Origin of the sequence: Saccharopolyspora karakumensis, from assembly GCF_004349225.1 — a bacterium.
Classification (GTDB): Bacteria; Actinomycetota; Actinomycetes; order Mycobacteriales; family Pseudonocardiaceae; genus Saccharopolyspora; species Saccharopolyspora endophytica.
Genome location: NZ_SMLA01000012.1, coordinates 115866 through 128831, shown reverse-complemented (window position 1 = coordinate 128831; position 12966 = coordinate 115866). Strand labels below are relative to the sequence as shown.

Here is a 12966-nt window from a genome sequence, read left to right as displayed (position 1 = left end):
CAGCACGCGCGCCAGCAGAAGCCCTCTGGTTCCTGCGGACCATCGCCATCTGGCTCTGCGCACGGGCCAGCGCAATACCTAACGTGACCGCAACCACAAATTCGCAAGACCACGCTTGTATTCAGCACGAATGCAACGTGCGGCGACCAGAGGAGGAAAGCGTGGCTTCTGACTCGACAGATGCGAACAACGCGGGATTGCGACAAACCCTGAAACGTCGTCACATGAATCTCATCGCTCTCGGCGGCGTGATCGGTGCGGGGCTCTTCGTCGGCAGCGGTGTGGTCATCCACCAGACCGGGCCGGCAGCCGTGGTGTCCTTCCTGCTCGCCGGTGTGCTGACCGTCTTGATCATGCGGATGCTCGCCGAGATGACGGTCGCGCGGCCGGCGTTGGGATCGTTCTACGTGTACGCGCGGGAGGTCCTGGGCAACCGCGCGGGCTTCTCCGTCGGGTGGATGTACTGGTACTTCTTCGTCATCGTCGTCGCCGTCGAAGCGGTCGCCGGCGGGCAGATCCTGCAGCTGTGGCTGCCCGAGGTGCCCCTGTGGGCCCTCAGCGGGGGGCTGCTGACGCTGCTGGCGGGGACCAACCTCGTCTCCGCGCGCTCCTACGGCGAGTTCGAGTACTGGTTCTCCTCCATCAAGGTCCTGGCCATCGTCTGCTTCCTGCTCGTCGGCGGTCTGTACCTGCTCGGCTTCTGGCCCGGCGCGAACGGGGGCCTGTCCAACCTCACCGCACACGGCGGATTCGCTCCGATGGGCATCGGAGCGGTTCTCGCCGCGGTCGTGCCCTGCGTCGCGTTCTACACCGGCGCCGAGATCGTCACCATCGCCGCCGCCGAGTCCGCCGAACCGCGCCGCGCCGTGGCACGGGCGATGAAGTCGATCATCCTGCGCGTTGTCGGCTTCTACGTCGGCTCCGTGTTCGTGGTCGTGGCCGTGGTGCCTTGGAACTCCCCGGACACCGAGATCAGCCCGTACGCCGCCGTCCTGTCAGCGCTCAACGTTCCGGCCGTGACCACGGTGATGAACGCGATCGTGCTCACCGCGGTGCTGTCGTGCCTGAACTCCGCGCTGTACACCTCCTCGCGCATGCTGTTCGCCCTGACTCGCAACAACGACGCGCCCCGCAGCCTGACCAAGATCGGCCGCGGCGGCGTGCCGCGCCGGGCGATCCTCGCCGGCACGGTCGTCGGGTACGTCTCCGTGCTCGCCGCCTACCTCTCCCCGGGCGTGGTGTTCGCGTTCCTCGTCAACTCCTACGGAGCGGTCGCCCTGTTCGTCTACCTGCTCATCGCGATCGCCCAGGTCCGCATGCGCCGCAAGCTCGAACGTGAGGACCCCGAAGCGCTGACGCTGCGCATGTGGCTTTTCCCGTGGCTGAGCTACACCACGATCGCCCTGATGGGCGTGATCATCGCGGCCATGGCGATCCTTCCCGACAGCCGAACCCAGTTCTGGGTCAGCCTCGGCACGCTCGCCGTCATCCTCATCGGCTACGAGATCCGGCGCCGCGCGCATCCGGACATGCCCGCGCGCACCGACGTGCCCTCGACGCGTCAGCCGCTGGCCGCCCGTGACACGCCCCCGTCGGAGACCGCGCGCCGGCCCCACGCGGTCGACACGCCCCGCGCTGAAGTGCGCCGCACCGACTGACCGGACCTCGCTCCCCCTCCAGGACCGCGCGTCACCCAGTTCGCTGCCGGGTGGTGCGCGGTCCGCAGTGTCGCGAAAGCCCCCGGACCGCCCGGACAACAGCCCGGCGGTGCTGCTCCGGGTGCCGCGAAATCCAACCGAAGACCCGAAACGCCGGCGTTCTGCGATGTGCGCTCAACCATCACCGCGGTTGTCCCGGCGCGAGGTGGCGTGGGTGTCGAGCGCCGGGGCGCGGTCGCGCAGGCGCAGGGGGGCTCCTGCGGACGCCGTGGAGCAGGCGATCAGGGGCTGGCGAGCTTCGGGCGGTGTCCACCGAGGAGCGGAAGGTGAACGCACACACCCCTCGCGCCGCACACGCGAGGGGTGCGGGGTGAATCGCTCAGCGCATCGACTGAACGGCGCTGACCACCGCCATGGTGGCGATGTCGGACGCGGTGCACCCGCGGGAAAGATCGTTGAGAGGCGCACGCAGGCCCTGCAGGATGGGGCCGAGCGCCTGGGCTCCGCCGAGCCGCTCGGTGATCTTGTACCCGATGTTGCCCGCCCCGAGGTTGGGGAAGACGAGGACGTTCGCACGTCCCGCGACCAGCGAGCCGGGAGCCTTGTGAGCGCTGACCGCCTCGACGACGGCCGCGTCGAACTGCAGCTCCCCGTCGACGAGCAGGTCCGGGAGGCGGTCGCGAACCAAGTCGGTCGCCGAACGCACCGTCGTGACCACGTCGTGCTCGGCGCTTCCACGCGTGCTGAACGACAGCATCGCGACCACGGGATCATCGGCGACCAAGGACCGGTGGGTTTCGGCGGCGGCGACCGCTATGTCGGCGAGCTGGTGCGCGTCCGGGTCCGGAACCACGGCGCAGTCGGCGAAGGTCAACGCGCGCCCGTCCGGGAGCACCATGACGAAGCTGCTGCTCAACGTGCGTACGCCGGGCTGCAGTCCCACCACCCGGATCCCGGCCCGAAGCACATCGGCCGTGGGCCGACCGGCGCCGGCCACACCGCAATCCACCAGCCCGGCGCGCAGGGCCGCCGCGGTCAGGAACACGGGGTCGCGCGCCGCCACCAATCGCTGCTCGGCGGGTTTACCGGCGAACGCCTCCTCCAGCGCCGCGCCGACCGAGGGCTCGGCTCCCAGCTCGTGGACGTCCAGCACCAGGTCTTCGGGGACGTCCTCGCGGGTCGCGGCGGCGATCAGGTCGCGTCGGCCCACCAGCCGGGGCGCGAGCAGGCCCTTCGCACGCAGTTCCAGCGCCGCCTCGACCGCACGCGGGTCGTCCCCGTCCGCGAGCGCGACGCGCGCACCACTTCCACGCACGACCCGCTGCCACTGCTCGAACAGCGCGTGGTCGCTGCTGCCGTCCACGACATCGGACGCTCCGGGCCGCAACACGCCCTCAACCATCACGAACGTTCCTTCCACGAGCGAGAGAGGAAGCCAGGAGCGGGTGAGGCAGGTGGGATCCCAGCCCGCACCGCCGCGAGTTTCAGCGTTCCTGTGGTGAAGACCGGCTCGAACCCGCGCATCGGACCTGCGCCGGCCGTGGTTCCCGGATCCGGAGGAACGCTGAAACCCGCTACCGGCACCGCCTCCCCGACAGCTTCCCGACCAACACCTAGTCCTGAACGACGGCGGGGAGATCAGCGACGGACTCGAGAACGTGCGTGGCACCGCGCTCGGTCAGGGCCCGCGCGTCGTGCGCCCCGGTCAGCACCCCTGCGACCACGCTCGCACCGGACCGGACCCCGGCGAGCACGTCGTAACCGGTGTCACCGGCGACCGCCACTCGCCTCGGATCGACGACCCCGAAGTGGCGCGCGGCGGTCTGGATCATGTCCGGGTGCGGGCGTCCGCGGCCCGCGTCCTCGACCCCCACCACGAGATCCACCAGCTCGCGCCACCCCAACCGTTCGAGCAGCCGATCGCGCGTTCCGCGCGCGAACCCGGTCGTCAAGCAGACCCGAACGCCCGCATCACGCAGCGAGCTCATGGCCTTCTCCGCCCCGTCGATCGGTTCGCAGCTGTGCGCCATCAGTTCGTCGTAACGGCGCTCGAAGACCGCGTTGGCGCGACGCGCGCGATCCGGTTCGCCCGGGAACAACGCGTCGAACACCTCGCCCTTGGACTGCCCCATGGTCTCCCAGACGTACCGCTGGGCGCGCTGGTGCTCAGCGGTGCCCGCCCGCACTCCCGCGGCGTCGAGCGCGCTGTCGAAAGACTGCTCGACCAGCCCGTCGTCGCGCACCGTCGTACCGGCCATGTCCAGCACCACGAGCTCGATTCCCCCTCCCACATCGCCTCCACTACGTCCGCATGAGTTCTCCGGACGGCCCGACTTCAGCTCGAGCGCGAACGTCGGTCCGCGGGTCGGCGCGAAACACCCGTGCTCACCAGCACCGGGGCTTGCACCGCCGGTTGACGTCGGCAGCCGCGCAGCCCCGGCTCGGCCAACCTCTTCGCAGGCCGGAAGCGCACGAGAGACCTTGTCCCGGAACACGATGCAATCGCGGATCGCTCCCCACCGGTAGGTCCAGACGACGGCGACCGGCAGGGTCCAGCTACCCGGCGTCGGGCTCCCGAGCCTCGGCGAGCTCCTCGTCCACGACCTCGCCGAGAAGTCGCAGGCCCTCGTCGATGCGTCGCCGCGAGATGGCGGCGAACCCGATCCGGAAGTGGTTGCGGCCGCGCCCGGGATCCATGAAGAAGAGGTCGCCGGGTTCGACGAGGATCCCGTGCTTCTCAGCGCGATCGACCAACCGCTGGCAGTCCAGTTCGGTCGGCCCGGTCATCCAGAGGCTCACACCGCCCGGGGGGAACGCCTGCTGCTGCCACGGCAGGTGCTCGGCCGCTCCCGCGCACGCCGCTTCCCACTTGTGCATCAGCCGCGACCGGTAGCGGCGCAGCGACCGCAGGTACTCACCCGAATCGATCAGCAGCGCGAGAGCTCGCTGCAGATGTCCGGACGGGTGCCGGCACACGTACCTGCGAACCTCCCGCAATTCCCGAACCAGCGGGGGCGGCCCGACCAGGTACCCCAGCCGCAAACCCGGAGACAGGAACTTCGAGAACGTCCCCAGGTACACCGCGTCGCCGCTGCTGTCCAGCGCCTTGAGCGCCGGGGTGGGGCGTCCCTGGTAGCGGAACTCGCTGTCGTAGTCGTCCTCGACGACCACCGTCCCGCTCTCCGCAGCCCGTTGCAGCAGCTCGTGCCGGCGACCGATCCCCAGCGTCACGTTGGTCGGATGATGGTGGCTCGGCGTCACGTACAGCAGATCGGTGTCCCGCAACGACTTCGGCGGCCGCATCCCGGATCCGTCCACGGACGCACCGCGCACGGTCGCCCCGCTGCGCAGGAAGATGTGCCGGGCGTCCAGATATCCGGGGTCCTCGGTGGTCACCGTCTGGCCCGGCCCCAGAAGCACCCTGCTGAGCAGGTCCAACCCCTGCTGCGAACCGACGGTGACCAGGATTTCCTCGGGCTCCGCCTCGATTCCCCGAGACGGCAGCAGGTGCCGGCGGATCATCTCCACCAGCATCGGATCGTCCGCGTCGACACCGTCCTGCAGGCTGTGGTAGACGTGCGGGTGGAAGAGCGCGTCGCGCAGGCACCGCGACCAGGAGCGGGACGGGAACGCGCTGACGTCCACCTGTCCGGCCACGAACGGGTAGTCGTACTCGTGCCAATTGGTGCGCTTGCGGATGTGCGGCACGCCCGAGTCCAAGGGCCGCCGGATGCGACTCGACCAGTCGATGCGCGGCACGGTGTCGTGCTCCTGGGCGGTGCAGTGCTGCCGCATCTCGGCGTTGACGAACAGGCCGCGCCGTTCCTGGCTGTCCACGAATCCTTCGGCGATCAGCTCCTGGTAAGCCAAGTTGATCGTGTTGCGCGAGACGTGCAGCTGTTCGGAGAGCTCCCGCGAGCTCGGCAGGCGGTGCACGGGATCGAAGGTGCCCACCGCGATTCCGTGCTCGATCGCCCTGCGCACTTGCTGGTAGAGCGGTTCGTCGGACGTCCTGTCGATTTCGATCAGCGTTCGCGGCATTGCGGTCCCTCCCGGCGTTCCCGGGCGCGGCACCGAGCGGTGGCCGCAGACCGCGTCGCGGTCGCGGCCACCGCTCGGTGCCGCGCCACACTTAGATCAGCAGCTGGTCAGCGGGAGTGCAACCCATCCCGAACGCTTCGGCCACGCTCGCGTTGGTCAGGTGGCCGCGGACCGTGTTGATCCCGCCCCAGAGCTCCGGCCTGGTGCTCGCCGCATCGCTCAAGCCGCGGTTCGCGATCTCGACGACGTACGGGAGCGTGACGTTGGTCAGCGCGTAGGTCGAGGTGTTGGGCACCGAGCCGGGCATGTTGGCCACGCAGTAGAACACCGAGTCGTGCACCTGGAAGGTCGGATCGTCATGAGTGGTGGGCCGCGAGTCCTCCATGCAGCCGCCTTGGTCGACCGAGATGTCCACCAGCACGCTGCCCGACTTCATCCGCGACACGAGTTCGTTGGAGATCAGCTTCGGGGCTTTCGCCCCCGGCACGAGCACGGCTCCGATGACCAGGTCCGCCTCGGTCACAGCGCGCTGGATCTCGTAGCTGTTCGAGGTCGTCGTGCGGATGCGGCCCTGGTACATCCGGTCCGCGGCGCGCAGCTTGTCGACGTTCTTGTCCAGCAGTTCAACGTCGGCCCACACCCCGGCGGCGCCGGCGACCGCGTTCATCCCCGCGACCCCGGCGCCCAGCACGGCGACGCGTGCGGGAGCCACTCCCGACACACCGCCCATCAGAGTTCCGCGCCCGCCGTTGACGCGCATCAGCGACTGCGCCCCGACGAATGGCGCCAGCCGCCCGGCCACCTCGCTCATCGGGAACAACAGCGGTAGCGAACCGTCCGGTAGCTGCACGGTTTCGTAGGCGACACCGGTGACCCCGGAGTCCAGCAACGCCCGCGTGCACGGCTCGCTCGCCGCCAGGTGCAAGTAGGTGAACAGCACCTGACCCCGCCGCATCCGGCCGTACTCCTCGGCGATCGGCTCCTTGACCTTGAGCACGAGCTCGGCCTGGGCCCACACGTCGTCGGCGGACTCCAGCAACTTCGCCCCGGCCGCCGAGTAGTCATCGTCGGCGATCGAGGAACCGACACCGGCCCCGCGTTCGACGACGACCTCGTGACCGTGCGAAACCAGCTCGTACACGCCGGCAGGTGTCGCTGCCACCCGGTACTCGTGGTTCTTGAGCTCTCGCGGCACACCGATCTTCATCTGCCACTCCCTCTTGCCCTGTCGTCGGCTCCCCCGCTGGAAAAGCGGCCCCGTGCTTGGGGGTGCGACAAGGCTGACGAACGAGCTGGACCCCCGAGAAGCACCAGAACGCGTCGCGCCGACGGGTCCAGTCACGGGACTCACTGGACCCCCCGAAACGCCCTCTTTCTGGCCCTGCCCTGCGCGGTGCGCGCTGACCATCGTGGAGGTAGCGGCAGCGGTCGCCCCGATCACCAGGCACCCGACCCGCCGTGACCGTCCGCAGCCAACGAAGGAGGAAGCGTGGACACCGCAGAGCTCAGGGACAAGGCCCGCCGTCATCTCGGGCCGCACTTCACCCGCGGACAACGGTGGCGTGCCGCGGAGATGCCCGTGTTCGTGCGCGGCGAAGGCTGCCACCTCTTCGACAGCGAGGGCCGCCGCTTCCTCGACGGGCTGTCCGGGCTGTTCTGCGCCAACCTCGGCCACAGCCGCGGGGACATCGTCTCGGCAGCCAGCAAGCAGATGGACCTGCTGCCCTACTCGACCAACTGGGGCTCGGCTCATCCACCCGCGGTGGAGGCAGCCTCCCTCATCGCGGAGCTCGCCCCCGGCGATCTCACCACGACGTTCTTCGTCAACTCCGGTTCAGAGGCGGTCGAGAGCGCCCTGAAGCTCGCCCGTCAATACCACGCCAGCAAGGGCGAACCCCGGCGAACGAAGATCATCAGCCGGAACATGGCCTACCACGGCACCACCATGGGCGCCCTGTCGGTCACCGGCATCCCCAAGATCCGAGCACCGTTCGAGCCGCTGCTCGAGGGTGTTCGGCACGTGCCGAACACCCTGGGGCTGACCGGAGACTGCGGCCCGGCCGCGGAGTTGGATTGCGTGCGCAGCATCGAGCGCGTCATCGCCGAGGAGGGCGCGGAGACCATCGCGGCGATCTTCGCCGAACCCGTGCAGAACGGGCGAGGCGCGCTCGTCCCGCCCGATGGCTACTGGCCCGAGCTGCGCCGCATCTGCGACCAGAACGGCATTCTCCTGGTCTCCGACGAGGTCATCTGCTCCTTCGGACGACTGGGATCCTGGTTCGGCAGCGCCCGCTACGGCGTCACCCCGGACCTGATCACCTTCGCGAAGGGGTCCACCGCCGGTTACGCCCCGCTCGGCGGTGTCATCGTGCGCGAACCGGTGATCGAGCAACTGTTCGACCACGGCGAACGGACGGGCTTCACCCACGGCGCCACGTGGGGTGGACACCCGGTGGCCACCGCTGTCGCCGCCGCCACGATCAACGCGATGCGCGAGGAATCGGTGCTGTCCAACGTCGAGCACCGCGGTCCGCAGCTCCGCGCCGGGCTCGAGTCGCTCCAGCGCGCGCACCGGTGCGTCAAGGACGTCCGCGGAACCGGGTTCTTCTACGCGATCGAGCTGATGGCCGACCGCAACACCGGCCGTGAACTCACCGACGAGCAGTCCACGCGCGTGCTCCACGAGGTCTTGCCGAAGGCCTTCGCCCGCACCGGCGTGATCCTGCGAGGGGACGACCGCGGAGCCACCATGCTCATGGTCTCGCCGCCGCTGATCTCCGGCGAGGAGGTCATCGGCGAACTGCTGTCCGGCATCGACGGCATGCTCGCCGACGTCGAGGCGGACGTACCCGCCTGACCGCCGGCGCAGGTGGGCGCGTCCTCTCGGGCGCCGCCCACCCTGCGCACTGCCGCTCGGCGGCAGTCGAAGAACGCCGCTCGACGCCCACGACACCGCCAGGAAGCTCTTCCGCGGAGCGCTTCGGAACGTCTCGCTAGGACCTGCTGCCCCGGCGCTCTGACCAGGTGCTGTTGAAGAGCGCGGCGGAGCGGCTCAGGTTCGGCTGCCGGCCCGCCGAGCAACGCGATTCCTCACCAGCTCCTAGGCCGAACTTCGGTCGGCCAGCACCTCGGCGAGGCGGTCCGTCACCGACCGCAGATCGGCATCGGCCGCCTCAGCGCCGGCTGCGATGATCACCAGTTCGCTGGAGTCCGCCTCCCGCCAGGCGCCTTCGACGGTGACCGACACCCTCCCACCGGAACACTGGACGAGAGTCCGGCTCAACGGGCTGTCGCTGCAGCGGACCAGACCCTTGACCCGGACCACCGAAGGCGGAAGCTCGTGCAGCGCCCGCAGCAACGCGTCGCGGTCCACCGGACGCGCACCGGTCACGAGGGCGCTGCGGTGCACCGACCGGTGCGAATCCGGTTCGCCCGCCGTCGCGTTCATCGGCCCGGCGGGACCCGGCAGCAAGTCCTCGAGACGCAGGTCGCCGCGCTCGGACTCCAACACCTGGGCATCAGGCGCGTGCTCGCGGCAGCGCCGCCAGGCGTCCACGAGCTGCCCCGACCGAGCCAAGTCGACCTTGGTCAACACCACGACGTCCGCGCGGGCCAGCTGCCGGGCCGCGGTGTCACCGACGAACTCGTCGCGCAGCAGCGCAGCGGCCGAGGTGCTGTCCAGGCAGACCACCGTGCTCCCGGGAGCGAAACCCGGGTAGTTGCCCCAGGTCCGCAACGCTGCTGGGTCACCGACGCCACTGGTCTCCACCACGACGTGGCGCAGGTCATCGCGCGCCGCCAAACGCGTCATCACGGCACTGGTGTCGTCCTGCAGACTGCAGCACATGCATCCGTTGGCCAGCTCGACGGTGTCCCGGGTGGCCGAGGTGATCAACCTCCGGTCGATGTTGACCGACCCGAAGTCGTTCACCACCACCGCGATCCGCGAGCCGTCGGCGGTGGCCAGCAGGCCGTTGAGCAGGGTCGTCTTGCCCGCCCCGAGATAGCCACCGAGAACGGTCAGGCGCGCGGTCATGTCAGGCCCCGTGGACGGTCGATGCGTGGTGCGCGCCGCCGACGACGGTGCCCAGCACGTCGATGTCACCGACCTCGTCGGCCGGAACCGCCAGGGGGTCGGCGCCCACCACCGCCATGTCGGCGAACTTGCCGGGTTCCAGCGAACCGACCTCGTGATCCATCTTGAGCAGGTACGCACCGCCGAGGGTCACGGCGCGCAAGCCCTCGTCGACGGTGATCCGCTCGTGCTCACCCATCACCCGGCCTGACACCGTGCGTCGTGTCACCGCGTGCTGCACCGTTTTCAGCGGCGACAAGGGCGTGACCGGCGTGTCGCAATGCAGCGACACCGGCACCCCGCAGCGCAGCGCAGTAGCCGTGGCGTTCATCCGGGCGGCGCGGTCAGGACCGACGGTGATGTCGATGTGCTGGTCCCCCCACGCCCAGATGTGGTTGGCGAAGATGTTCGCGCACATCCCGAGGGCCGCCATCCGCCGGTACTGCGCGGGCGTGGTCATCTGCGAGTGGGTGACGGTGTGGCGGTGGTCCGGGCGCGGGTGTGCGACGAGAACCTTCTCCATGGTTCTCAGGAACAGTTCGGTGGCCTGGTCGCCGTTGCAGTGCACGTGCACCAGCAGCCCGGCCTCGTGGTAAGCGCTCAGCGCGTCCTCGAACTCGGCGGGTGAGACGACCCAGATCCCGTTGGGCTGGTCTCCGAGGTAGCCGGGCTCCTGCAGTCGTGCCGTGAACCCCTGAATGGACCCGTCGAGCATCAGCTTCACGTGCCCCATGCGCAGCTTGCCGGTGCTGAGCTCGCGCAGGTCCCGCAGGCGCGCGGCGGCCTCGACCGGCGTCGCCCCACCTTTTCCCGCTCCGAACAGGAACACCGAGAGCCGAGCCGGGAACTGCTCGGTCACCGCCTCCAGGTAGGGAGCCATCGTCTCGTCCGCCATCAACATCGTCGAGCCGAGGTCGGTCAGCGTGGTGGTGCCGGTGTTGACCGCGTCCTGGCCGAAGTAGCGGATCGCCTCGGCGGTGATCCCTCCGGTGATGCCGCCGCCGATCTCGTGCTGCACCAGCGACATCGCCGCCCACTCCTGGAGCTCCCCGGTCGGCGTGCCATCGGCGTGCTTGACCACGCCCTCCACCTGGGTGTCCCGGCCGATGCCGCCCACCTTGAGCGCGGCCGAGTTGACCGTCGCGAGGTGACCGTTGGCGTGCAGGAGGTGGACCGGCCGGCCGGTGGAAACCGCATCCAGCTCACGCGCGGTCACGGTCTCGCGCGGGTAGTAGATCGGGTCCAGACCCCATGCCAGCAGCGGCACCGACTGATCTGCGGGCAGCCGTTGTTCGGCCTCGCGCAAACGCGCAAGAACATCGGCCACGGTGGGGCAGCCGGGCCACAACCCACCGTCCGGTGAGGTCCGATCGAATCGACCGACGTAGACCTTGTCCCACATCCCGCCCGAACCCGCATGGCTGTGAGCCTCGACGAATCCGGGCAGCAGCACCGCGTCGGCGTAGCGATCGTCGACCACCGCCCCCGAGTACTCGCGCAGTTCGGCGACGGTGCCCACCGCGCGGATGCGGTCGCCGCGCACCGCTACGGCTCCGGCCTCCGGCCGCGCGGGGTCCATGGTCCGCACGTGCTTGGCGGGATAGATGATGGTGCGCTGGTCAACCACGGTACTTCCCTTCCACTTCTACTTCGTCGGTGTGCACGGTGTTCCACCGGCCGGACGTCGGCACCACCTCCTCACCGGGAGAGCGCGCCCTCCGCAGCGACCTGAGCGCCCGACCGCGCGGGACGGCTCTCCTTGACCAGCAAGGTGCACGCGGTGGAGATGAGCCCGATGACGATCAGGTAGGCGGAGACAGGCCAGGAATTCCCGGCGCTGAACAGGATCAACGACGTGGCGATGATCGGGGCGGTGCCCCCGCCGATCACGGTGGCGACCTGCACGCCGAGCGCGGCCCCGGTGCAGCGGACATCTGGTGCGAAGATCTCGGTGAAGAACGCGCCTTGAGTCTGGTACATCAGCACGTTCGCCAGACCGAGCAGCAGGATCGCGATGAACACCAGCGCGAAGTTTCCGGTGTCGAACAGCCAGAACGCCGGGAACGCGAAGACGACCAACCCGAGCGTTCCAGCGAGGTACACCGGGCGTCGCCCGATGCGGTCGCCGAGCGCGGCCGCCGGCATGGACACCAAGGTCACGAGGATCAGACCCGTGGTCAGCTTCGCCAGCAGCACGGTGTTGGACTCCATACCGATCTGCTTCGTCCCGTAGGACAGCAGGAACACGCCGGTGAGGTAGGCGATCGTGGTGTTCGCCAGATGCATGCCGACGACGAGCAGCACGGTTCTCCACTGCCGCTGCAGAACCGCTGCCAGCGGCATCCGACCGCGACGGCCCTCCCGTTTCATCTGCTGGAAGACCGGGGTTTCCTCCACCTTCAGCCGGATGAACATGCCGAGGACGACGAGCACCGCGCTGAGGAGGAAGGGCACTCGCCACCCCCAGGAGAGGAAGGAGTCCTCGTCCAGCAGCGCGCTCAGGAGCAGCACGGTCGCCGTGGCCAGAACACTGCCCGCCGAAGATCCGAGCTGCACCCATCCGCCGTAGAACCCGCGCTTGCCCTCATCGGCGTGTTCGGTCGCGAGAGCCGCAGCTCCGGCCCATTCCCCGCCGAGCGCGAAACCCTGCACCAACCGGAAGATCGACAGGAGAATCGGCGCGAGGATGCCAATCGAGCTGTAGGTGGGCAGGATCCCGATGAGGAACGTCGAGACGCCCATCAGGCTGAGGGAGGCGATCAAGGATGCCTTCCTCCCCGCCCGGTCTCCGAAGTAACCGAACGCGATCCCACCGAGCGGACGGGCCAGGAATCCCGCGGCGAAGGTGGCGAACGAGGCGATGGTTCCGGTCGCCGGGTCCAGCTTGGTGAAGAACAGCTGGCTGAACACGAGAGCGGCCATCGTTCCGTACAGGAAGAAGTCGTACCACTCGATGGTCGTGCCGACGAAGCTCGCCATCGCGACCCTCGACATGCGTCTGCGGTACGAGACATCGCCCGCGCTGCGCTTGTTCACCATGCCCGGTACTCCTTTGGACGGGTTGGGTGACCTGGGTAACAACCTTGTTTGCGACCACCTCGGCTGGCTAGGTCCAGTTCAACTTCGATCGATGGAACCAGCCGGTGCACCCGCGAACGCCCAGCACGCGACCATGCCCACGGGTGTGCGTGA

The 12966-nt window shown here is 69.1% G+C and carries 9 protein-coding genes; 2 read left to right on the top strand and 7 right to left on the bottom strand.

The window, feature by feature from the left end:
• Positions 1–224: 224 nt before the first annotated feature.
• On the top strand, positions 225–1658 hold the full coding sequence (locus E1202_RS11525) for an amino acid permease (protein WP_132682826.1): 1434 nt from the start codon (positions 225–227) through the stop codon (positions 1656–1658).
• Between the two features lie 379 nt (positions 1659–2037).
• On the opposite strand, the gene E1202_RS11520 is transcribed toward E1202_RS11525, so the two are convergent.
• The 4 genes from E1202_RS11520 to ald form a co-directional block, all read right to left on the bottom strand.
• Positions 2038–3060 (bottom strand): phosphotransacetylase, encoded by a 1023-nt coding sequence (locus E1202_RS11520; RefSeq protein ID WP_132682825.1) that lies wholly within the window; start codon positions 3058–3060, stop codon positions 2038–2040.
• A 211-nt stretch (positions 3061–3271) separates the two neighbouring features.
• Entirely contained in the window at positions 3272–3949 is a 678-nt protein-coding gene (locus E1202_RS11515) for a phosphonatase-like hydrolase (RefSeq protein ID WP_132682823.1), read from the bottom strand.
• 265 nt (positions 3950–4214) lie between these two features.
• Positions 4215–5699, bottom strand: coding sequence for a MocR-like pyridoxine biosynthesis transcription factor PdxR (gene pdxR / locus E1202_RS11510; RefSeq protein ID WP_132682821.1), 1485 nt, complete (start codon positions 5697–5699; stop codon positions 4215–4217).
• Between the two features lie 91 nt (positions 5700–5790).
• Entirely contained in the window at positions 5791–6906 is a 1116-nt protein-coding gene (ald, locus tag E1202_RS11505) for an alanine dehydrogenase (protein WP_132682820.1), read from the bottom strand.
• 282 nt (positions 6907–7188) lie between these two features.
• Here ald and E1202_RS11500 point away from each other — a divergent pair, with 282 nt between their 5' ends.
• Positions 7189–8556 carry an aspartate aminotransferase family protein gene (locus E1202_RS11500; protein ID WP_132682819.1) on the top strand — a complete coding sequence of 456 codons (1368 nt, stop codon included), beginning with the start codon at positions 7189–7191 and terminating at the stop codon, positions 8554–8556.
• 243 nt (positions 8557–8799) lie between these two features.
• Here the strand turns inward: E1202_RS11500 and E1202_RS11495 are convergent, their stop codons facing one another.
• The 3 genes from E1202_RS11495 to E1202_RS11485 all read right to left on the bottom strand — a co-directional run bounded on the left by E1202_RS11495 (position 8800) and on the right by E1202_RS11485 (position 12813).
• Positions 8800–9735: a CobW family GTP-binding protein gene (locus E1202_RS11495; protein ID WP_132682817.1), complete on the bottom strand. Its 936-nt coding sequence runs from the start codon at positions 9733–9735 to the stop codon at positions 8800–8802.
• Position 9736: 1 nt separating this feature from the next.
• Positions 9737–11401, bottom strand: coding sequence for an amidohydrolase (locus E1202_RS11490; RefSeq protein ID WP_207918566.1), 1665 nt, complete (start codon positions 11399–11401; stop codon positions 9737–9739).
• A gap of 71 nt (positions 11402–11472) precedes the next feature.
• On the bottom strand, positions 11473–12813 hold the full coding sequence (locus tag E1202_RS11485) for an MFS transporter (RefSeq protein ID WP_207918565.1): 1341 nt from the start codon (positions 12811–12813) through the stop codon (positions 11473–11475).
• Positions 12814–12966: the final 153 nt, after the last annotated feature.